16 protein-coding genes and 3 pseudogenes are annotated in these 20876 nt (G+C 71.1%); 7 read left to right on the top strand and 12 right to left on the bottom strand.

Annotated features, from left to right (window positions below):
- Nucleotides 1–187 precede the first annotated feature (187 nt).
- Together ACIP8W_RS20875 and ACIP8W_RS20870 are read right to left on the bottom strand one after the other, a co-directional pair.
- The gene (locus ACIP8W_RS20875; protein ID WP_401956052.1) at nt 188–2044 is read right to left on the bottom strand and encodes a serine/threonine-protein kinase; all 1857 of its coding nucleotides are present in this window, start codon (nt 2042–2044) and stop codon (nt 188–190) included.
- Between the two features lie 372 nt (nt 2045–2416).
- Nucleotides 2417–2602 (bottom strand): annotated as a pseudogene (locus tag ACIP8W_RS20870) (glycerol-3-phosphate dehydrogenase); the annotation flags it as partial.
- A gap of 188 nt (nt 2603–2790) precedes the next feature.
- Between ACIP8W_RS20870 and ACIP8W_RS20865 the strand changes: the two are divergent.
- A complete protein-coding gene (locus tag ACIP8W_RS20865) occupies nt 2791–4053 on the top strand; it encodes a nucleotide sugar dehydrogenase (protein ID WP_401956051.1) in 1263 nt (420 codons plus the stop codon).
- 197 nt (nt 4054–4250) lie between these two features.
- On the opposite strand, the gene ACIP8W_RS20860 is transcribed toward ACIP8W_RS20865, so the two are convergent.
- From ACIP8W_RS20860 to ACIP8W_RS20845, 4 genes are all read right to left on the bottom strand, one after another.
- Nucleotides 4251–5375 carry a GuaB3 family IMP dehydrogenase-related protein gene (locus tag ACIP8W_RS20860; RefSeq protein ID WP_401956050.1) on the bottom strand — a complete coding sequence of 375 codons (1125 nt, stop codon included), beginning with the start codon at nt 5373–5375 and terminating at the stop codon, nt 4251–4253.
- A gap of 113 nt (nt 5376–5488) precedes the next feature.
- Entirely contained in the window at nt 5489–6991 is a 1503-nt protein-coding gene (gene guaB / locus ACIP8W_RS20855; protein WP_401956049.1) for an IMP dehydrogenase, read from the bottom strand.
- A 268-nt stretch (nt 6992–7259) separates the two neighbouring features.
- Complete coding sequence (locus tag ACIP8W_RS20850; protein WP_401956048.1) at nt 7260–7835, bottom strand: sigma-70 family RNA polymerase sigma factor; 576 nt, start codon at nt 7833–7835, stop codon at nt 7260–7262.
- A 286-nt stretch (nt 7836–8121) separates the two neighbouring features.
- The gene (locus ACIP8W_RS20845) at nt 8122–8733 is read right to left on the bottom strand and encodes a response regulator transcription factor (RefSeq protein WP_003948568.1); all 612 of its coding nucleotides are present in this window, start codon (nt 8731–8733) and stop codon (nt 8122–8124) included.
- 424 nt (nt 8734–9157) lie between these two features.
- Here ACIP8W_RS20845 and ACIP8W_RS20840 point away from each other — a divergent pair, with 424 nt between their 5' ends.
- The 3 genes and pseudogenes from ACIP8W_RS20840 to ACIP8W_RS20830 all read left to right on the top strand — a co-directional run bounded on the left by ACIP8W_RS20840 (nt 9158) and on the right by ACIP8W_RS20830 (nt 11173).
- Nucleotides 9158–9505: a WhiB family transcriptional regulator gene (locus tag ACIP8W_RS20840; RefSeq protein WP_402204085.1), complete on the top strand. Its 348-nt coding sequence runs from the start codon at nt 9158–9160 to the stop codon at nt 9503–9505.
- Nucleotides 9506–9649: 144 nt separating this feature from the next.
- Nucleotides 9650–10322, top strand: a pseudogene (locus tag ACIP8W_RS20835) (MOSC domain-containing protein).
- Nucleotides 10323–10399: 77 nt separating this feature from the next.
- Entirely contained in the window at nt 10400–11173 is a 774-nt protein-coding gene (locus ACIP8W_RS20830) for an SDR family NAD(P)-dependent oxidoreductase (protein WP_401956046.1), read from the top strand.
- Nucleotides 11174–11284: 111 nt separating this feature from the next.
- Here the strand turns inward: ACIP8W_RS20830 and groL are convergent, their stop codons facing one another.
- The 3 genes from groL to ACIP8W_RS20815 all read right to left on the bottom strand — a co-directional run bounded on the left by groL (nt 11285) and on the right by ACIP8W_RS20815 (nt 14448).
- Nucleotides 11285–12910, bottom strand: coding sequence for a chaperonin GroEL (groL, locus tag ACIP8W_RS20825; RefSeq protein WP_401956045.1), 1626 nt, complete (start codon nt 12908–12910; stop codon nt 11285–11287).
- Between the two features lie 97 nt (nt 12911–13007).
- On the bottom strand, nt 13008–13316 hold the full coding sequence (gene groES, locus ACIP8W_RS20820) for a co-chaperone GroES (protein WP_401956044.1): 309 nt from the start codon (nt 13314–13316) through the stop codon (nt 13008–13010).
- Nucleotides 13317–13575: 259 nt separating this feature from the next.
- Nucleotides 13576–14448: a polysaccharide deacetylase family protein gene (locus tag ACIP8W_RS20815; protein WP_401956107.1), complete on the bottom strand. Its 873-nt coding sequence runs from the start codon at nt 14446–14448 to the stop codon at nt 13576–13578.
- A 202-nt stretch (nt 14449–14650) separates the two neighbouring features.
- Here ACIP8W_RS20815 and ACIP8W_RS20810 point away from each other — a divergent pair, with 202 nt between their 5' ends.
- Nucleotides 14651–15907: an SAM-dependent methyltransferase gene (locus ACIP8W_RS20810; protein WP_401956106.1), complete on the top strand. Its 1257-nt coding sequence runs from the start codon at nt 14651–14653 to the stop codon at nt 15905–15907.
- Nucleotides 15908–15941: 34 nt separating this feature from the next.
- Here ACIP8W_RS20810 and ACIP8W_RS20805 read toward each other — a convergent pair whose 3' ends face one another.
- Both ACIP8W_RS20805 and ACIP8W_RS20800 read right to left on the bottom strand, forming a co-directional pair.
- Complete coding sequence (locus ACIP8W_RS20805) at nt 15942–16319, bottom strand: hypothetical protein (RefSeq protein WP_401956043.1); 378 nt, start codon at nt 16317–16319, stop codon at nt 15942–15944.
- Between the two features lie 71 nt (nt 16320–16390).
- Nucleotides 16391–17059 (bottom strand): hypothetical protein, encoded by a 669-nt coding sequence (locus ACIP8W_RS20800; RefSeq protein ID WP_401956042.1) that lies wholly within the window; start codon nt 17057–17059, stop codon nt 16391–16393.
- Between the two features lie 97 nt (nt 17060–17156).
- Here ACIP8W_RS20800 and ACIP8W_RS20795 point away from each other — a divergent pair.
- Nucleotides 17157–17654: pseudogene (locus ACIP8W_RS20795) on the top strand (DinB family protein); the annotation flags it as partial.
- A gap of 410 nt (nt 17655–18064) precedes the next feature.
- Here the strand turns inward: ACIP8W_RS20795 and ACIP8W_RS20790 are convergent.
- Nucleotides 18065–19459, bottom strand: coding sequence for a cystathionine beta-synthase (locus ACIP8W_RS20790; protein WP_401956041.1), 1395 nt, complete (start codon nt 19457–19459; stop codon nt 18065–18067).
- A gap of 164 nt (nt 19460–19623) precedes the next feature.
- Between ACIP8W_RS20790 and ACIP8W_RS20785 the strand changes: the two genes are divergently transcribed.
- A complete protein-coding gene (locus ACIP8W_RS20785; RefSeq protein WP_401956105.1) occupies nt 19624–20700 on the top strand; it encodes an SGNH/GDSL hydrolase family protein in 1077 nt (358 codons plus the stop codon).
- Nucleotides 20701–20876: the final 176 nt, after the last annotated feature.

Below are 20876 nucleotides of genomic sequence, written 5' to 3'. Positions count from 1 at the left end.
GCACATTGTGGATGCGTACGGTTCGCGAGTTCTCACGATACGTGGCCACGGGCCAACATGCCGCAGGGTCTCGGCAACCCGCTGGGGAACGTTGGCCTCCGCTTGAGGGAACCTCTTCCCCCAACGGCCGGAACCCATTCGTCCGGTTCTTCGGTCCGCACCGACCGCCGTCGGGCCGTCGGTTTCCTCAGTCGGTCGACGCGAAGGTCTTGAACGCGGTCTCACGCAACGTCTTGCACTCCGTGTCGTCCCACTCGCTCGCCTTGCAGGTGATCATGATCGAGTAGCCATGGGTGTCGTCCAGCTTGAAGCCCCGGTTGAGCACCCGGACCCGCTCGCCGCCCTGGTCGCGCTCGAACAGCCAGTCGGCGACGCTCGGATAGCCGTTGTACTCGACTTCCTTGATACTGATGAGCTTGTAGCCGTCGCTGCTCTTCCCGACCGAGGGCTCCGCCGCCCGCCACGCCGCCGCCGCGTCGTCCGTGGGGGTGCCGGTGTAGTCGCCCTGGACCCGGGGGAAGCCGCCGCTCGCGCTGTAGATACCACCGGAGTTGCTGCCGGCTATACCGGTCTTGCGGAATCCCTCGGGCATCGCCATCGAGAAGTGGAACTGGGCGTCGCTGACCGTGGCGTACCCGCCGGGGAGGTCCTCGCCGGCGGCGCCGCCGGAATCCTGGCCCTCCGCGCCGGAACCGGAATCCGAACCGGAATCCGAGCCCGCGTCGGACGCGGAGTCGCTCGCGCTCTCCCCGCCCGTGGTGGCGGCCGCGCCCTTCTCGCCGGTGGGGCTCTTGCCCGGAGCGGGGTCCTCGCTCGTACCGCTGCCCTTGGAGCCGTCGGCGGCACCGGCCGAGACCGAGGTGTCGTCCTTGGCCTTGCTGTTGCTCCCCGCTCCGCCCGTCTCCCCGTTCAGGGCGATGACCAGGACCGTGGAGATCAGCGCGATCGCCGCGACGACCGCGATGATCACCAGCGTGCGCCGGGGCACGATATCGCCGAGCGACGCCTTCGACCGCGCCGGGTGGGCGGCGACGGGCCGCGGGCCGCCACCGGCCACCGCGCCGACCGCGGAACGCTGCCCCGGGATCCGCTCGGGCGGCGCGGGCGGCAGCGGAACGGCCCGGGTGGTGTCGGGCGCGGGCTCCGGCGCCTGCTCCGGCGCATCGATGATGTCCTCCAGGAGTCCCCGCGCGCCCGCGTCGTCGAGCCGCCGCTCGGGGTCCTTGACGAGCAGCCCGTAGATGACCTCCGTCAGCGGGCCCGCGTTCTTGGGCGGGTCGAGCGGTTCGGTCATGACGGCCGTCAGCGTGGCGATGGCCGAGCCCTTGTCGTACGGCGGAGCGCCCTCCACCGACGCGTACAGCAGCCCGCCGAGCGACCAGAGGTCCGCGGCGGGGCCCGGCTTGTGACCGCGGGCGCGCTCGGGCGAGATGTACGAGGGGGCGCCGACGAGCATGCCGGTCGAGGTCACCGACGGGTCGCCCTCGACCTGGGCGATGCCGAAGTCGGTGAGGACGACGCGCCCGTCCTCGGCGATCAGCACGTTGGACGGCTTCACATCGCGGTGCAGAATGCCCTCGCGGTGCGCCGAGCGCAGTACGTCGAGAATGGCGAGCCCGACCTCGGCGGCCCGCCTGGGCGTCAGGAGCCCGTCCTCGCGCACGGCTTCGGCGAGGGACTTGCCCTCGACCAGCTCCATGACGATCCAGGGCCGGTCGTCCTCCTCGACGACGTCGAAGACCGTGACCGCTCCGTTGTTGCGGATCCGCGCGATGGCCTTGGCCTCACGCAGGGTACGGGTGATCAGCCGGCGCTTCTCGTCCTCGTCGATGCTGGAGGGGAAGCGCAGCTCCTTCACCGCGACCGTACGGCCGAGGGTCTCGTCCAGGGCCCGCCACACCGTGCCCATACCGCCGCGCCCGAGCACGCCGCTGAGCCGGTACCTGCCTGCGAGCAGGCGCCCTTCCGGGGTGCCCTCGGCGCTCTTCCCCTCGTCCCGCCGAGGCTCCTGCGCCGTGTCCCGCGACTGCTCCGACTCCGACATGCGTCCCCTCTGCGATCCCTGATCCTGGCCCGCGCCCGCCGTCCGCGCGGTGCTGTAACGCGCCCTGGCAGAGCGTCCATTGTCCCCCACTCCGGGATCACGACTGCTCCCGGGTCCGCCGTCCGGCAGGATCGGACCGGAGGAGGGCACCCCCACCATGCCACTGCCCGAGACCCGGCCCAACACCCCACCAGCCATAAGCACGTTCGATTCATCGCACATGACCCTGTTACGGATGTGACGAGTGTGACGGATGAAACGTGAAGAGTCCCCGCCGAAAGCCCGAGAAGCCCAAAAAGCCCCACAGGCCCGAGAAGCCGGTTGGGGCGGGAGGCAGCACCAAGGGGACGGAGGAGGATTGAACCCGCGCCAGATCGGCACAGCATCCGGAGCCCCCGGCCGCGCGGCGTCCGCCGTCCGGCCGGCCCGGCGACTCCCGCTCCGCCTCCACCCGCTTCTCGCAGTGCGCGACTTCCCGCCCGATCCGGCCCTTGCCCCGGCCGAGGACCGGCGCCATCGCTCCGCGCACTCCCTGGCACTGAGGGTGCCCCGACCGAAGGCCGCCGGACGCTCCGACAGAGCGCCGGGCACACCGATGAGCCGACCACGCCGATCAACAGACTTCCCGGCCGCGCCCTACCGCATAACGGTCATATTTACGCCTAGTCTGACATTGCGCACGCCCGTTCTGTCCACCGGGCTTGCGACCACTGTCCACTCCGGCCAAGGGAAGGACGGCCACCGCCATGCCCGCAGATCTCGCCGTCATCGGACTCGGCCATCTCGGCCTGCCCCTCGCCCAGGCCGCCGTAGCCGCCGGGATCGACACCATCGGCTACGACACCGATCCGCGGCCCGTCGCCGAACTGGCCGCCGGCCACCCCCCGGTCGAGGGCTCGCTCACCGCCGCCGAGATCCGCCGGATGCTCTCCGGAGGCTTCAGGCCCACCACCAACCCGGCCGAACTGGGCCGGGTCCGCACCGCCGTGATCTGTACGCCCACCCCCCTCGGCGCCGACCGCACCCCCGACCTCGCCGCGGTCGGTGAAGCGGCCCGCGCGCTCGCCGCCCGGCTGCGCCCGCACACCACCGTCCTGCTCGAATCGCCCGCCGCGCCCGGCACCACGGAGGGCTTCCTGCGGACCGTCCTCGAAGAGGGCTCCGGGCTGCGCGCCGGACGCGACTTCCACCTCGCGTACTCCCCCGGCCGGCTCGACCCCGGCAACCGCGTCCACGGCTTCGCCAACACCCCCAAGGTGATCGGCGGCCTCACCCCCGCCTGCACCGAGTCGGCCGCCGCCTTCTACAGCCGCCTCACCGACAAGGTCGTCCGCGCGCGCGGACCGCGCGAGGCCGAGACCGTCAAGCTCCTCGAAACCAACTTCCGGCATGTGAACATCGCGCTGGTCAACGAGATGGCCGTCCTCTGCCACGACCTCGGCGTCGACCTCTGGGACGTCATCCGCTGCGCCGAGACCAAACCCTTCGGCTTCCAGGCATTCCGCCCAGGACCCGGCGTCGGCGGCCACGGCGTGCCCATGGACCCCAGCTATCTGCCGCACGCGGGCCGCACCCCCGGCCATCCGCTGCGCATGGTCGGCCTCGCCCAGGAGATCAACACCCGGATGCCGCAGTACGTCATCCAGCGCTGCGCCACCCTCCTCAACGAGCACGGCAAGTCCGCGCGCGCCGCCCGGATCCTGCTCCTCGGGGTCACCTACAAGCCCGATCTCGCCGACCAGGAGAGCTCACCGGCCGCCGAGATCGCCTGCCGACTGATGGACCTGGGCGCCGGTGTCAGCTACCACGACCCGTACGTCCCCGACTGGCGCGTGCGCGACGTGCCCGTACCCCGCGCGGACTCCCTCTACGAAGCCGCGGCCAACGCCGATCTGACGGTGCTGCTCCAGCACCACCGTACGTACGACCTCCAGGGCCTCGCGGTCAAGGCGCAGCTGCTCCTCGACACCAGGGGCGCGAGCCCGGCGGGCGCGGCGTACCGGCTCTGACGGACGGAGGAGCCGCCCGCCCCTCGGGAGCTTCGGAACAAGTCGGAACAAGTCGGAACAATGAAGAAGGCCACCTCTTAAAGAGGCGGCCTTCTTCTCACGAACTGACGAACTCACGAACTGACGAACCCGACGAACCGACGAACCTGACGAATCGACAAGCCGACGGACAGCCAAGCCCGACAGCAATCGGCGATCTAGCGGCGGTGCTGCGAGTCCGCCACCGTCACCTCGACGCGCTGGAACTCCTTGAGTTCGCTGTAGCCCGTCGTCGCCATGGCCCGCCTCAGCGCGCCGAAAAAGTTCATCGACCCGTCGGGGATCCGCGAGGGGCCCGTGAGGACCTCCTCCGTCGTCCCGACGATGCCCAGGTCCACCAGCTTGCCGCGCGGCACGTCCTCGTGGACGGCCTCCATGCCCCAGTGGCGGCCCTTGCCCGGCGCGTCCGTCGCCCGCGCCAGCGGGGAACCGATCATCACCGAGTCGGCGCCGCACGCGATCGCCTTGGGCAGGTCGCCGGACCAGCCGACCCCGCCGTCCGCGATGACATGCACATACCGGCCGCCGGACTCGTCCATGTAGTCCCGCCGGGCCGCCGCGACATCCGCCACGGCGGTCGCCATCGGCACCTGGATACCCAGCACGTTGCGGGTGGTGTGCGCCGCGCCGCCGCCGAAGCCGACCAGCACGCCCGCCGCGCCCGTGCGCATCAGGTGCAGGGCGGCGGTGTACGTGGCGCAGCCGCCGACGATGACCGGGACGTCCAGCTCGTAGATGAACTGCTTCAGGTTCAGCGGTTCGGCGGCCCCGGAGACATGCTCGGCGGAGACCGTCGTACCGCGGATGACGAAGATGTCGACCCCGGCGTCCACCACGGCCTTGGAGAACTGCGCGGTCCGCTGCGGCGAGAGCGCGGCCGCCGTGACCACGCCCGAGTCCCGCACCTCCTTGATGCGCCGGCCGATCAGCTCTTCCTTGATCGGCTCGGCGTAGATCTCCTGGAGCCTGCGGTTCGCGGTCTCCTCGTCAAGACCGGCGATCTCGTCGAGCAGCGGCTGCGGGTCCTCGTACCGGGTCCACAGGCCCTCCAGGTTCAGTACGCCCAGACCGCCCATCTCACCGATACGGATCGCGGTCCGCGGGGAGACCACGGAGTCCATGGGCGCGGCCAGGAACGGCAGCTCGAACCGGTAGGCGTCGATCTGCCAGGCGATCGAGACCTCCTTCGGGTCCCGGGTACGCCGGCTCGGGACGACGGCGATGTCGTCGAAGGCGTACGCCCTGCGGCCGCGCTTGCCGCGCCCGATCTCGATCTCAGTCACGATGTGTGGCCTTTCCCTCTAACGTCTGCCGTCCAGTATCCCTGCCGCCGTCCCGCCCAGGGGGCCCTGGGTGAAATCGGCCGCACGGGACCCCGTGAGCCACGGGCGGAGCGTCAGCTCCTGGTGTAGTTCGGGGCCTCGACCGTCATCTGGATGTCGTGCGGGTGGCTCTCCTTGAGTCCCGCCGAGGTGATCCGGACGAAGCGGCCCTTGCGCTCCATCTCCTCGATGGAGGCGGCGCCCACGTACCCCATGGTCTGGCGCAGTCCGCCGACCAGCTGGTGCAGTACGGCGGAGAGCGGGCCCCGGTAGGGAACCTGGCCCTCGATGCCCTCGGGGACGAGCTTGTCGTCCGCGGAGACCTCGCCCTGGAAGTAGCGGTCCTTGGAGTACGAGCGTCCCTGGCCGCGCGACTGCATCGCGCCCAGCGAGCCCATGCCCCGGTAGGACTTGAACTGCTTGCCGTTGATGAACTGGAGCTCGCCCGGCGACTCCTCGCACCCGGCGAGCAGGCTGCCGAGCATGACCGTGCTGGCTCCGGCGGCGAGCGCCTTGCCGATGTCGCCCGAGTACTGGAGGCCGCCGTCGCCGATGACCGGGATCCCGGCGGCCATACAGGCCACCGCGGCCTCGTAGATCGCCGTGACCTGCGGGACACCGATACCGGCGACCACGCGGGTGGTGCAGATCGAGCCGGGGCCCACGCCGACCTTCACGCCGTCGACACCCGCGTCGATCAGCGCCTGGGCGCCGTCACGAGTGGCGACATTGCCGCCGATGATGTCCACCGGGACGCTGGACTTGATCTTGGACATCCAGCTGAGCGCGTTGCTGTTGTGGCCGTGCGAGGTGTCCACGACCAGGAAGTCGACGCCCGCCGCGACCAGCGCCTGGGCCCGCTCCAGCGCTTCCGGGCTGGCGCCCACGGCGGCACCGACGAGCAGCCTGCCCTCGGCGTCCTTGGCCGCGTTCGGGTACTTCTCGGCCTTGACGAAGTCCTTGACCGTGATGAGGCCCTTGAGGATGCCCGCGTCGTCGACCAGCGGCAGCTTCTCGATCTTGTGGCGGCGCAGCAGCTCCATGGCGTCCACGCCGGAGATGCCGACCTTGCCGGTGACGAGCGGCATCGGGGTCATGACCTCGCGCACCTGGCGCGTACGGTCCGCCTCGAAGGCCATGTCGCGGTTGGTCACGATGCCCAGCAGCTTGCCCGCGCGGTCGGTGACCGGGACGCCGCTGATCCGGAACTTGGCGCAGAGCTGGTCGGCCTCGCCGAGCGTCGCGTCCGGGTGGACCGTGATCGGGTCGGTGACCATGCCGGACTCGGAGCGCTTCACCAGGTCGACCTGGTTGGCCTGGTCGGCGATGGAGAGGTTGCGGTGCAGCACGCCCACGCCGCCCTGCCGCGCCATGGCGATGGCCATGCGGGACTCGGTGACCTTGTCCATCGCCGCGGAGAGCAGCGGGATGTTCACCTTGACGTTCCGGGAGACGAGAGACGCGGTGTCCACCTGGTTCGGCAGGACCTCCGAGGCGCCCGGCAGCAGCAGCACGTCGTCGTATGTCAGCCCGAGCGTCGCGAATTTCTCGGGCACTCCGTCGACGTTTGCAGTCATGACACCTTCCCCATATGGCCTTGATCGGTGCGGATGTCCATGCTAACGGGCTCTGCGAGCCCCTCATTCCATGAAACATTCCATGGACAAGATCACCCATAAGCTTTGTATGTTCATACGTCGTATACGTCATACGTCGCATACGCCACGGATGCTCATCCGCCGCCCACCGACCGCCGCCGCCCGCCGCCACCGCCCGCCGCCACCGGCCATCCGCCGGGACGGCCGGCCGTCCCGGCGGATCCCGATCCACCGGCCGCCGGTTGCCTCACTGCCTCGCCAGGGCCCGCAGTCTGCTCAGTGCCCGGTGCTGGGCGACCCGGACCGCTCCCGGGGACATCCCCAGCATCTGGCCGGTCTCCTCGGCGGTCAGCCCGACCGCCACCCGCAGCACCAGCAGCTCACGCTGGTTGTCCGGGAGGTTGGCGAGCAGCTTCTTGGCCCACTCGGCATCGCTGCTGAGCAGCGCGCGCTCCTCCGGGCCCAGCGAATCATCGGGCCGCTCCGGCATCTCGTCCGAGGGCACGGCCGTGGATCCCGGGTGCCGCATGGCGGCGCGCTGGAGATCGGCGACCTTGTGCCCGGCGATGGCGAAGACGAATGCCTCGAAGGGCCTGCCCGTGTCGCGGTACCGGGGCAGCGCCATCAGGACCGCGACACAGACCTCCTGCGCGAGGTCCTCCACGAAGTGGCGGGCGTCACCCGGCAGCCGGTTCAGCCGCGTACGGCAGTAACGCAGCGCGAGCGGATGGACCCGGGCCAGAAGGTCGTGCGTGGCCTGCTCGTCGCCGTCGACGGCACGGTGAACGAGCGCACCGATCACCGTGGTCTCGTCATCGCGCATCGGTCCATGGTGCCTTGGCGGCTGTTCATCGGCTGCACCGCGTCCGTAGTTGTGCACTGAAGCGTTATGAGCAGGTGCGGCAGAACTCATACCCTGCGCCCTCCCCTCGCGCTCGTCCGACTCGTCCCCGAGGACTTCCACATCTCCAAGGATGCGGCATAGCCCGGGAAACGGGTGTGTACGGGCGTACGTTGCCCCGCCCGCCCGGAAAACCCGCAGGGAAAACCGTCCGGAAACGATCCGGCCGGCAGGCCCCCGGCGACAGGCGGGGAGTGACGCCCCGCCGTCAGCGGACCAGGCCCCAGCGGAAACCGAGCGCCACCGCGTGCGCGCGGTCCGAGGCGCCGAGCTTCTTGAAGAGCCGCCGGGCGTGCGTCTTGACCGTGTCCTCCGAAAGGAACAGCTCACGGCCGATCTCCGCGTTGGAACGGCCGTGGCTCATGCCTTCGAGCACCTGGATCTCGCGCGCGGTGAGCGTGGGCGCGGCGCCCATCTCGGCCGAGCGCAGCCGGCGCGGCGCGAGCCGCCAGGTCGGGTCGGCGAGCGCCTGGGTGACGGTGGCGCGCAGCTCGGCGCGCGAGGCGTCCTTGTGCAGATAGCCGCGGGCACCGGCGGCGACCGCGAGGGCGACCCCGTCCAGGTCCTCGGCGACCGTGAGCATGATGATCCGGGCGCCGGGGTCGGCGGAGAGCAGCCGGCGGACCGTCTCCACACCCCCCAGCCCCGGCATCCGGACATCCATCAGAATCAGGTCGGACCGATCCGCGCCCCAGCGGCGGAGGACTTCCTCGCCGTTGGCCGCGGTCGTCACGCGCTCGACACCGGGCACGGTCGCGACCGCGCGGCGGAGCGCCTCTCGGGCAAGCGGGGAGTCGTCGCAGACGAGGACGGATGTCATGACCGTCCTCCGCAGCTGATGCGCGTCACCTTGAGCCTCCAGGCTGGGTACATATCTTCACCTGTGCGATTGACGCTCTCGGACATGTGCCCGATCACTCATTCTCTCAACCGCCTCGCATACTCAACGATGGTCACTCGAAAGAGTTACGGGTCGGACGACCGGGTTCCGCACTCCCCGTAAGGGCCCGCACACACACGAGCACACCGGGGGCCGCCCACCCCCCTCTCCGCGCCATGCCCCATTTAGCGGCTTTTCTTCACTTTTGCTGGTGTCTGTGGCTAGATTCGCAATGAGTCATATTTACATCTACTTACATAGTAGATGTACGGTCGTGAGCACCGGTGCCGCAACGCGCCGGGCTCGTACCCGACGCCCAAGCGGCCCGTATCCGCCTCAGCACGGTTTCAAGGGGACATGAGCAATGGCAGATTTCTCCCGCCTTCCCGGACCGAACGCAGACTTGTGGGACTGGCAGCTCCTCGCGGCATGCCGCGGTGTGGACAGTTCGCTCTTCTTCCATCCGGAGGGGGAGCGGGGCGCGGCGCGCAGCGCGCGCGAGAACTCGGCGAAAGAGGTGTGCATGCGCTGCCCGGTCCGCGCGGAGTGCGCGGCGCACGCGCTGGCGGTACGGGAGCCGTACGGCGTGTGGGGCGGCCTGACGGAGGACGAGCGCGAGGAGCTGATGGGCCGCGCGCGCACCCGGCTGATCAGCACGTCGGCCCCGACATCCGGCGCGGGCGCGTCCCACGGCGGCCACGGCGACGACTGACACCCGAGGTCCGAACGGAGTGCAGAAACGTTCCTGCACGGACCACGCAGACCACGTGGACCACGCAGACCACGTGGACCACGTGGACCTCGGGACTCCGCGTCCCCGGGAACACCCGTGCCCGGCGCCACTGGCGTGGCGCGCATGAGAGTTCTCACCGTGAACGCGGGACGGCCGAAGACCGTGGAGTACACCGACGCACCCGGCGGCGCCACAGCCATCGACAAACGTCCGGTGGACGGACCCGTCCGGGTGACCGACCCCGGACCCAAGGGCGAGGGCGCGAGCGGCGTCGCCGGGGACACGGTCCGCGATCTGCGCCACCACGGCGGCACCGACCAGGCGGTGTACGCGTTCGCCAGGGAGGATCTCGACTTCTGGGAAAGGGAGTTGGGTCGGCCGCTCGCCAACGGCGTCTTCGGGGAGAACCTCAGGACGTACGTCTCGACATCACCGGCGCGAAGATCGGCGAGCGCTGGCGGATCGGCCCCGATCTGGTGCTGGAGGCGACGAGCGGCCGGATCCCCTGCCGTACGTTCCAGAGCTGGCTGGGCGAGCGGGGCTGGGTCCGGCACTTCACCCGACAGGCCGTGACCGGGGCGTACTTCCGCGTCATCACCCCGGGCGGGATCCGCGCGGGCGACCGGTCGAGATCGTCCACCGGCCCGCCCACGAGGTGACGGTGTCGATGGCGTTCCGCGCGGTCACCACCGAGCGCGAGCTGCTGCCGCGCGTCCTCGCCGCGGGTGAGGCGCTGCACGCCGAGTCGCCGGGAATCGCGCGGAAGTACGTGGCCGAGCACGGCGCCGCCGGATAGAGCCGCCCGGCCGGCGGGCCGTCCACCTGGGGAACACCCCCATCGGGCCGGGTGGGGCAGGCACTAACGTGCCGCGTATGACGACTGCTCTGATTACGGGCTCGACGGCGGGCATCGGCGCCGCCTTCGCGCGGCGGCTGGCGGCGGACGGCCACAACCTGGTGCTGGTGGCCCGCGACACCGAGCGTCTGCGCGAGCAGGCGACCGAACTCCACGACCGGCACGGCATCGAGGCCGAGGTGCTGACCGCCGACCTCTCCACCGACGGCGGTATCGAGTCGGTGGAGAAACGGCTCTCGGACCCCAAGCACCCTGTCGACCTGCTGGTCAACAACGCGGGCTTCGGCAACAAGGGCCGCTTCCTCGACGTCCCGATGGCCGACGAGCTGACCATGCTGAAGGTCCACTGCGAGGCGGTCCTGCGGCTCACCTCGGCGGCGGTCCCCGGGATGCGGGCGCGCGGGCGCGGCGGGGTCGTCAATGTGGCGTCGGTGGCCGCGTTCGTACCGCGTGGTACGTACGGCGCCTCGAAGTCCTGGGTCGTCCAGTTCACCCAGGGCGTGGCGCGGGATCTCACGGGGACGGGGGTGCGGCTGATGGCGCTGTGCCCCGGTTTCGTACGGACCGAGTTCCACGAGCGCGCCGGGATGGGCACGGACAACATCCCGGGGTGGCTGTGGCTGGACGCGGACAAGCTGGTGACGGCCGCGCTGCTGGACCTGGCGCGCGGGAAGGCGGTGTCCATCCCGGATCCGCGCTACAAGGCGCTGATGGGAGCGGTGAAGCTGGCCCCGCGCGGGCTGCTCGGCGGGCTCACCTCGAAGACGGGCCGCAAGTTCGGCCCGCGCTAGGCAGGGCCTCCGACAAATCCCTCCGGGGCGCGCGCCCCCGTACAGGAGCGGAACGCGGCGCGGCCCGGCGCCCCTGGGAAGGGGTGCCGGGCCGCGCTGTGTCGTTCGACGTCAGTGGCTGTGGCCGTGGCCGCCGTGACCGGCGTCGCCCTCGTCGTCGGCCGGCTTCTCGACGACCAGGGTCTCGGTCGTGAGCAGCAGGGAGGCGATCGACGCGGCGTTCTCCAGGGCGGAGCGCGTGACCTTGACCGGGTCGATGACGCCGGCCTTCACCAGGTCGACGTACTCGCCGGTGGCGGCGTTGAAGCCGTGGCCCGGCTCCAGCTCCGACACCTTGGAGGTGATGACGTAGCCCTCGAGACCGGCGTTCTCCGCGATCCAGCGCAGCGGCTCGACGACGGCGCGGCGGACGACGGCGACACCGGTGGCCTCGTCGCCCTCCTTGCCGAGGTTGCCCTCGAGCACCTTGGCGGCGTGCACCAGGGCGGAGCCACCACCGGAGACGATGCCCTCCTCGACCGCGGCGCGGGTCGCGGAGATGGCGTCCTCCAGACGGTGCTTCTTCTCCTTCAGCTCCACCTCGGTGGCGGCACCGACACGGATCACGCACACGCCGCCGGCCAGCTTCGCGAGGCGCTCCTGGAGCTTCTCACGGTCCCAGTCGGAGTCCGTGGACTCGATCTCGGCCTTGATCTGGTTGACACGGCCGGCGATCTCGTCGGCGGCACCGGAGCCGTCGACGATGGTCGTGTCGTCCTTGGAGATGGTGACGCGGCGGGCGGTGCCCAGTACGTCCAGACCGGCCTGGTCGAGCTTGAGGCCGACCTCCTCGGCGATGACGGTCGCGCCCGTGAGGGTGGCGATGTCGCCGAGCATGGCCTTGCGGCGGTCACCGAAGCCGGGGGCCTTCACCGCGACCGCGTTGAAGGTGCCACGGATCTTGTTGACGACGAGGGTGGAGAGCGCCTCGCCCTCGACATCCTCGGCGATGATCAGCAGCGGCTTGGAGCCACCCGCCTGGATGACCTTCTCCAGCAGCGGCAGCAGGTCCTGGATGGAGGTGATCTTGCCCTGGTGGATCAGGATGTACGGGTCGTCGAGGACGGCCTCCATACGCTCCTGGTCGGTCACCATGTACGGGGACAGGTAGCCCTTGTCGAAGGCCATGCCCTCGGTGAAGTCCAGCTCCAGGCCGAAGGTGTTGGACTCCTCGACGGTGATGACACCGTCCTTGCCGACCTTGTCCATCGCCTCGGCGATCAGCTCGCCCACCTGCTCGTCCTGCGCGGAGAGCGCGGCGACGGCGGCGATGTCCGACTTGTCGTCGATCGGGCGGGCGGTCGCGAGGAGCTCCTCGGACACGGCCTTGACCGCGGCGTCGATGCCCTTCTTCAGGGAAGCCGGGGAGGCGCCCGCGGCGACGTTGCGCAGGCCCTCGCGGACCAGCGCCTGGGCCAGCACGGTGGCGGTGGTGGTGCCGTCACCCGCGATGTCGTTGGTCTTGGTCGCCACCTCCTTCACGAGCTGGGCACCGAGGTTCTCGTACGGGTCGTCGAGCTCGACCTCGCGGGCGATCGTGACACCGTCGTTGGTGATGGTGGGGGCGCCGAACTTCTTGTCGATGACGACGTTGCGGCCCTTGGGGCCGATCGTCACCTTCACCGTGTCGGCAAGCTTGTTGACGCCGCGCTCAAGGGCGCGACGGGCGTCCTCGTCGAACTTCAGGATCTTCGCCATGGCTGCTTCTCTCGTCCTCTCGAATGAGCTGCGCCCCCGTCCGCCCGGCAGTAGCGGGGTGGCCGAGGGCGCAGCTCAAAGCAAAACTTCCGGTGAATTACTTCTCGATGACCGCGAGTACGTCGCGGGCCGAGAGGACGAGGTATTCCTCGCCGCTGTACTTCACTTCGGTGCCGCCGTACTTGCTGTACAGGACGACATCGCCGACGGAAACGTCGAGCGGGAGACGCTCGCCGTTCTCGAAACGGCCCGGACCGACGGCCAGGACGACGCCCTCCTGGGGCTTCTCCTTGGCAGTGTCCGGGATGACCAGGCCAGAGGCCGTGGTCTGCTCGGCGTCGAGCGGCTGGACCACAATGCGGTCCTCAAGCGGCTTGATGGCAACCTTGGTGCTGGCGGTCGTCACGATCCGACCTCCCCCTTCGGAGATCTCGGTACTCACTGTCTATGGGTGGCGACCAGATAGACCCGTCGTCGCGGGTGCCGGATCTGCCGATCGCGCTCTGGCACTCTCCAGTGGGGAGTGCCAGACCAGAGACTATGACCGCGATTAGCACTCGGTCAAGCGGAGTGCCAATCCAACTGCCGTGGCGGCCGGGTTCCGTTACGGAAACGCGCACCCGGGGCCAGGGGTTCCAGCCCCGGCCCCGGCCTCGCGCGCCGGCTCACACGTAGTCCTCCAGCCGCGCCACGGCGTACCCCTTGTCCGTGATGGTCTTCATCGCGGCCCGGACCAGATCGGTCATGGAGCCCTTCCACTCGTCGCGCCCGCGGAAGTGGGTGAGGACGATGTCGCCGGGGTGCAGGTCCTCGTCCCACTCGCGCCACTCCATGTGGTCGGGGAACGCCTCGGCCGACCAGAGCGGCGCGGCCGTGATGCCGCAGCTCTTGGCGGCGCGCAGGGTGTCGCCGTTGTAGTTGCCGAACGGCGGCCGGAAGAGCGTGGGCCGGTTCCCGTACCGCTTCTCCAGCTTGTCCTGCTGGCCGCAGATCTCCTCCCGCTGCTCCTCGTACGAGAGTCCGGGCAGGTAGGGGTGGTTGAGCGTGTGGTTCTGGAGGGAGACACCCCGCTCCTGCATCTGCCGGAAGTAGCCGTAGTCGTCGTTGATGACGTAGTCGCTGAGGAAAGCGGTGTACGGGATCTTCAGCTCGGTCATCATCCGCAGCAGCTCGGGGTCCTTCTCCGAGCCGTCGTCCATGGTCAGGAAGACGACCTTCTCCTTGACCGGGACGGTGGTGAAGATGGGCGGGAGGTCCTCGCCGCCCTCGACCTCGAACCCCTTGCGGGTGGTGATCTCCGGCTTCACCGTGGGGGGCGGGGGCGCGGCGAGGGGTGTTTTCGCGAGCCCCCACTTCTTCGCCGCGACGGCGCGCGCGGCCTGCGCGCGGCGCGTGGCCTCGGCGGCCGAGAGCCCCTCGGGCCCGGCGGGCGGCGCCCCGTGCAGCACTCCGGGTACGGGGCGGGCGGGCGGCTGCGCGGGCGGGCGGTCGGGCGCGTCGGTCCCGGAGGCGCAGCCGGAGCCGATCGCGGCGGCCATCAGTACGGCGAGGACGGTACGGGCACGGCGCCCGCTCCGTCCTTTCCGCGCCGCCCGGGGAGGGATCCCGATGCTCGTACCGTTTGCGGTCATTTCTTCGTTTTGTCGTACTAGTTGCATGGCGCTGCATCCTGTCAGCGCCACGCTCCCGCGCACGGGCGACACCGCCGCCGGGCGCGCACCATCCCCCGGCTGGCCCACAATGGACCGGGTGACCGACCGCGCCCCCGTCCCCGCCCCGCCCCTCCTCGCGCCGCTGCTCTCCGCCGAGGGGCAGACGCTCCTCGCCGAGCTGCGCGACCACGACCCGGCCGGGGAGCTCGCCGTCGCGACCCGGCTGCGCCGCGATCACCCGGCCGAGCTGGTCTCGGCGGCGCTGGCGCAGGCGCGGCTGCGGCAGCGGGCCGTCGCGAAGTTCGGTGCCCGGGACGCGTACCGCATGTACTTCACGCCGAACGGCGTCGAGCAGGCCACCCGCTCCACCGTCGCCGCCTACCGCGCCGCGCGGTTCCGCGGCCTCGTCGCGGACCCGGCCGCCGGTGTCACCGACCTCTGCTGCGGGATCGGCGGCGACGCCATCGAGCTGGCCCGCGCGGGCTTCGCCGTGACAGCGGTCGATCTGGATGCGCCGACCTGCGAGATCGCCCTCACCAACCTGCGCGTCCTGGCACCGGACGCCCCGCCGGCGACGGTGGTCCGCGCGGATGTGCTGGAGTACGACACGACCGGCGCCCCGGCCCTGTTCATCGACCCCGCCCGGCGCGGCGGCCGGGGCCGGATCTTCCACCCCGAGGCGTACTCGCCGCCGCTGTCCTGGGCGATCGAGGCGGTACGCCGGGCGGGCGCGGGCGCGGTCAAGATCGCCCCCGGGATCCCGCACGAGCTGGTCCCCGACGACTTCGAGGCCGAGTGGATCTCGGACGGCGGCGACGTCAAGGAGGCCGTGCTCTGGCACCACGCGGCCGGCCGGGCCGACGGCCACCCGGGCGCCGTCGTCCCCGGCACCCGCCGCGCCACCCTGCTCCCCACCACCACCGGCCTCACCACCCTCACCGGCCGCGGCCTCCCCGACCCGCCCGTCCGCCCGACCGGCCGCTTCCTGTACGAACCCGACGGCGCCGTCATCCGCGCCCATCTGGTCGCCGAGGTGGCCGAGGAGCTGAACGGCGGGCTCATCGACGAGACGATCGCGTACATCACCTCCGACGAGGCCCGCCCCACCCCGTACGCCACCGCCTACGAGATCACCGACGAGCTGCCCTTCAACCTGAAGAAGCTCAAGGCCCTGCTCCGGGAGCGCGAGGTCGGCGTCCTCACCGTGAAGAAACGCGGCTCCGCCGTCGAACCGGAGGAACTGCGCCGCCGGATGAAGCTCAAGGGCCCGAACACGGCGACGGTCTTCCTCACCAGGACCGCCGGCGCCCCGGCCATGCTGATCGGCCACCCGGCGGAGCTCTGAGACGGCCGCCGGGGCGCGCGGCGACCAAGCGGTGTTACGCCAGGTCCGTCAGCTCGTCCGCGTAGATCCGGGACAGCGGCTGCGGGCCGACGTACTGCTGGCAGTTGCACTGGCGCAGCTCGTACCGCAGTGGCTTCTTGTCCGCGTCCCACTCGATGGGCGTCTCCACGTCCTCGTGGCACTTGCCCCGGCGGTCGTGTTTGGCGAGGTGGTGCGAGCAGCCGCAGACGGGCTCCGGCTGTCTGTTGGCCTCCTCGATGGCCAGCCGTTCCCTCTCGCGCTCCTTCTCCGCCAGCGCGAAGCGTTCGGCTCTTCGCTCGTGCCGGGTCCGCAACGCGGAGCGGCCCGTATCGGCCACCCAGCCGAAACCGCCCACCATGAAGAAGATGAAGACCCACCAGAGCCAGTCCATCCGCCGCCCCTTACCCCTGAATGGCGCACGCGTTCCCTCCCGAGAATAGGACGGACGGCGTAGGAACGGCCTCAGCGGTGTGCGCCCCCGCGGGCGCGCACCGGCACCGGGTGCAGCAACCGCCCTGCCCAGCGCTGGTGTTCGACCGCCTGGAAAAGGCCGAGCAGCCCCGTCGCCAGGACCGTGGCCCCCAGCCCCAGCGCGTACACCGTCTCGCCCAGGGTGACCGGCTCCGTACCGGCGCCGCCCCCGAGCGCGGTCATCAGCGTGGCGCACCCGCGCAGCGTCAGCGCCAGCCCCGCCAGACACACCGCCACCGACGGCAGCAGCCACATCACCGTCCGCCCGTGCGCCCGCAGCCGTTCGTCCGTCACGGGGTCGGGGCCGACCGCCACCCACGCCGCCAGCCGCTCCCGGACGGCACGGCCCCGGCGCAGCCACAGCGCGGCGCCGGCCACCGCGGGCACCAGCAGGGCCAGCGCGAGCACCAGCGCCACCAGCCCGGTCGGATAGCCGAGGCCGCCCGTCTCCAGGCTCCGGACGGCCAGCCCCAGCGCCGCCCAGCCCAGCGCCGTGACCACCCCCAGCAGCCCGAGCAGCGCCAGCCGCCCGGCCGTGAGCCCGCGCCCGGCCAGCTCGGCCAGGGCCGCGTCCCGCTCGGCGAGGCGCGCTCCACGGTCGGGCCAGAAACGTATCCCCTCGGGCGGCGGAGGGGGTGGCAGCGGGTTACGGCTGATCATCTGGCAGAGATTAGCGCTGCCGCCGGAGCATCACTACCGGTGGGTAAGGAGCGAGTACGGGCGGTAGCCCCGGCGCGGTGACACCCCCTCCGAACGTATCGGCCCGCCCGCCACGGGCAGTGAGCGCGAAACCCTCCGTGCCTTCCTCGACTTCCACCGCGCGGCCCTCGCGACCCTCGCGACGAAGACCGAGGGCCTCTCCGACGACGACCTGCGCCGCCGCTCCATGCCGCCCTCCGCCCTCCGCCCGCTCGGCCTGGTCCGGCACATGGCGGAGGTGGAGCGCGCGTGGTTCCGCCGGGTGCTGAACGCCGAGGAGATCCCCCTCGTCCGGTCCGCGGAGGGCGACTTCCAGCAGGCGTACGACGTGAGCACGGCCGGCGCCGAGGAGGCGTTCGCCGCCTGGCGCACCGAGATCGAGCACGCGCGCCGGATCGAGGCGGCGGCTCCGTCGCCGGACGTCACCGCCCACGCGCCCCGCTGGGAGGAGGACGTGTCGCTGCGCATGGTGATGCTTCATCTGATCCACGAGTACGCCCGCCACAACGGGCACGCCGGCCTCCTGCGCGAGGGGATCGACGGAGCGGTGGGGGTCCGGGCCCGTACCGCTCGCTTCACCCGCGGCGGCCCGCGGGGCGAAGACGGGGGTTGGCACCGCTGCCCCGGGCGGCGCCGGAAGGCGGAAGGACCGAGGAGGGGGAAGTAGTCGCGGGGACCGCCGCACCCCCGTTACCGGGGGGCGGGACGACGGCGGTCCCCGCGAGGGACACGCTCCGGGTCAGGGCCGGCTTACGTGTCCGGTGGCGTCCGTGGAGGTCCGGGAGCCGCTCCGGAGGTCCTGTGACGCCGACGAGGACCACTGTGCCCGACGCGTGTTAAGGCGGTGCTGCGCGGACGTGTCGCGCTCGTACCACTTTCGCGAACCCGCGGATTTCCGGTGGATCCGGCCTCCGCGGATCCGCGGCTCCCCTGCCTCCGCCGGCGCCTTTCGCCGCGTACCGGCGGCTACTTCGCTTCCCTGGACAGGAACGCCAGCAGGTCCTGCCTGCTCACGACCCCGGTCGGCTTGCCCTCCACCAGCACGATCGCCGCGTCGGAGCCGTCGGTCCCGCTCAGCACGGCCATCAGGTCCGCCACCGGCTCGCCCGAACCGACCTGCGGCAGCGGGACGGACATGTGCCTCTCCAGCGCGTCACCGAGCGAGGCCCGCCGGGTGAACAGCGCGTCCAGCAGCTCCTTCTCCACGACCGAGCCGATGACTTCGGCGGCCATCACATCGGGGTGTCCCGCGCCCGGCTTCACAATGGGCATCTGCGACACGCCGTACTCCCGCAGGACGTCGATGGCGTCGCCGACCGTCTCCTCCGGGTGCATGTGCAGCAGCGTCGGGATGGGGCCCGCCTTGTGCTGGAGCACGTCGGAGACGCGCGGCGAGTCCCCGGTGTGGTCCAGGAAGCCGTAGTCGTTCATCCACTCGTCGTTGAAGATCTTGCTGAGGTAGCCACGGCCGCTGTCCGGCAGCAGGACGACGACCACATCGTCCGGGCCGAGCCCCTCCGCCACCTTCAGCGCGGCCACGACGGCCATGCCGCAGGAGCCGCCGACGAGCAGGCCCTCCTCCTTGGCCAGGCGCCGGGTCATCCGGAAGGAGTCCTTGTCGGACACCGCGACGATCTCGTCCGTCACCGTGCGGTCGTACGCCGTCGGCCAGAAGTCCTCACCGACGCCCTCGACCAGGTACGGCCGCCCGGAGCCGCCCGAGTAGACCGACCCCTCCGGGTCCGCGCCGACGACCCGGACGCGTCCCTCGCTGGCCTCCTTGAGGAAGCGGCCGGTGCCGGTGATGGTGCCGCCCGTGCCGACGCCCGCGACGAAGTGGGTGATCCGGCCGTCCGTCTGCTTCCACAGCTCGGGACCGGTCGTCTCGTAGTGCGAGCGCGGGTTGTTCGGATTGCTGTACTGGTCCGGCTTCCAGGCGCCCGGCGTCTCACGCACCAGCCGGTCGGAGACGTTGTAGTACGAATCGGGGTGCTCGGGGTCGACCGCCGTGGGGCAGACGACGACCTCCGCACCGTACGCGCGCATCACATTGATCTTGTCCATGGAGACTTTGTCAGGGCAGACGAAAACGCACTTGTAGCCCTTCTGCTGGGCCACGATGGCAAGGCCGACGCCTGTGTTGCCACTGGTCGGTTCGACGATCGTGCCGCCGGGCTTGAGCTCCCCGCTCGCCTCGGCGGCCTCGATCATGCGCAGGGCGATCCGGTCCTTCACCGAACCGCCGGGGTTGAAGTATTCGACCTTGGCCAGGACTGTCGCCTGAATGCCTTCGGTCACGCTGGTCAGCTTCAGCAGCGGGGTATTGCCAACCAGACTGATCATCGAGTCGTGGAATTGCACCGTTGTCTCCGGGGTCTCCGTGATGGTCCGGTCAGCGTATGCGGCCGGGACCGGAATCGGGCTATGGCCGAGATTGGACGGTGGTCCTTCCGGGGCAGTTAGCTGGTGTACGTACTCGTGCGTACGACGACGAGGAGGTGACTCGGACTGTGTCGAGGGCGAGGGTGGCACGGCGGATCGCCGCGGGCGCGGCCTACGGCGGCGGAAGCATCGGGCTGCTGGGCGCGGCGGGGGTCGGCGTACTGCTGGCGGAGGTCCAGCTCGCGAAACGGTCGGTGGGCGGCGGGACGGCTCCCGTACCGCCGAGCGGCGACGGGTGGTACGGACTGGCGTTCGGTCACACGGAGCCGCTGCGGATGGGGATGCTCGGCGACTCCACGGCGGCCGGCCAGGGCGTGCGCCGGGCCGGGCAGACCCCGGGGGCGCTGCTCGCCTCGGGGCTCGCGGCGGTGGCCGAGCGGCCCGTACAGCTGCGGAACGTGGCGCTGCCGGGCGCCAGGTCGGACGATCTGGAGCGCCAGGTCAGCCAGTTGCTGGCCGATCCGCACCGGGTCCCGGACGTCTGCGTGATCATGATCGGCGCGAACGACGTCACGCACCGGATGCCCGCCACCCAGTCCGTGCGGTGTCTGGCGGCGGCGGTACGCGGACTGCGCACCGCCGGTGCGGAGGTGGTCGTCGGCACCTGCCCGGATCTGGGCACGATCGAGCCGGTGTACCAGCCGCTGCGCTGGGTGGCCCGCCGGGTGAGCCGGCAACTGGCCGCCGCGCAGACGATCGTGGCGGTGGAGCAGGGCGGCCGTACGGTGTCGCTGGGCGACCTGCTGGGCCCGGAGTTCGCCGCCAACCCCCGGGAGCTGTTCGGTCCGGACAACTACCACCCCTCGGCGGAGGGGTACGCGACCGCCGCGATGGCCGTCCTGCCCACGCTCTGCGCGGTGCTCGGCCTGTGGCCGGAAACCGACCGGCTGGACGCGTCCCGCGACGAGGACATGCTCCCGGTGGCGAAGGCGGCCTCGGCGGCGGCGGCCCAGGCCGGTACGGAGGTCACCGGGGCCCGCGCGCCCTGGGCACTGCTCAAGCACCGCAGGCGGCGCCATGTGCTGCCGCCCGCGGACGTACGGGCGAGCCCGGAGGCGGACACGGTGGCCACGGGGGACACAGGAGGCGCCGGGGGCACAGGAGCCACCGGGGGCGCCGGGCGGCAGGAGCCGAGCGACAGCCGGGTGGAACGGCGCTGATCGCGGCGCGGGCCCGGCCGCCCCGTGCGCCGGCCGTCCCGTGCGCCGGCCGCCCCGCTCGCGCCGGCCGCCCCGCTCGCGCCGCCCCGACCGCGCGCACCTCCCCGCACACCGACTGAGCAAGCGCTTAGAAAAGAGTCCCTCATCACACGACCGGCCCGGTGACCCAAGCCATA

The sequence above is a fragment of the Streptomyces sp. NPDC088554 genome (assembly GCF_044752945.1).
In the GTDB taxonomy this organism is placed as follows: Bacteria; Actinomycetota; Actinomycetes; order Streptomycetales; family Streptomycetaceae; genus Streptomyces.
The sequence above is the reverse complement of the archived record's forward strand: the minus strand, read 5'-3'. Positions and strand labels throughout refer to the sequence as shown.

What these genes read in the sequence shown, in the direction of transcription:
- guaB (WP_401956049.1), bottom strand. Translation starts at nt 6,991, where the DNA reads ATGACTGCAAACGTCGACGGAGTGCCCGAGAAATTCGCGACGCTCGGG.
- ACIP8W_RS20815 (WP_401956107.1), bottom strand. Translation starts at nt 14,448, where the DNA reads ATGGCCGCCGCGATCGGCTCCGGCTGCGCCTCCGGGACCGACGCGCCC.
- ACIP8W_RS20850 (WP_401956048.1), bottom strand. Translation starts at nt 7,835, where the DNA reads ATGCGCGATGACGAGACCACGGTGATCGGTGCGCTCGTTCACCGTGCC.
- ACIP8W_RS20830 (WP_401956046.1), top strand. Translation starts at nt 10,400, where the DNA reads ATGACGACTGCTCTGATTACGGGCTCGACGGCGGGCATCGGCGCCGCC.
- ACIP8W_RS20800 (WP_401956042.1), bottom strand. Translation starts at nt 17,059, where the DNA reads ATGATCAGCCGTAACCCGCTGCCACCCCCTCCGCCGCCCGAGGGGATA.
- ACIP8W_RS20810 (WP_401956106.1), top strand. Translation starts at nt 14,651, where the DNA reads ATGGACCGGGTGACCGACCGCGCCCCCGTCCCCGCCCCGCCCCTCCTC.
- ACIP8W_RS20845 (WP_003948568.1), bottom strand. Translation starts at nt 8,733, where the DNA reads ATGACATCCGTCCTCGTCTGCGACGACTCCCCGCTTGCCCGAGAGGCG.
- ACIP8W_RS20805 (WP_401956043.1), bottom strand. Translation starts at nt 16,319, where the DNA reads ATGGACTGGCTCTGGTGGGTCTTCATCTTCTTCATGGTGGGCGGTTTC.
- groL (WP_401956045.1), bottom strand. Translation starts at nt 12,910, where the DNA reads ATGGCGAAGATCCTGAAGTTCGACGAGGACGCCCGTCGCGCCCTTGAG.
- ACIP8W_RS20840 (WP_402204085.1), top strand. Translation starts at nt 9,158, where the DNA reads ATGGCAGATTTCTCCCGCCTTCCCGGACCGAACGCAGACTTGTGGGAC.
- ACIP8W_RS20875 (WP_401956052.1), bottom strand. Translation starts at nt 2,044, where the DNA reads ATGTCGGAGTCGGAGCAGTCGCGGGACACGGCGCAGGAGCCTCGGCGG.
- ACIP8W_RS20865 (WP_401956051.1), top strand. Translation starts at nt 2,791, where the DNA reads ATGCCCGCAGATCTCGCCGTCATCGGACTCGGCCATCTCGGCCTGCCC.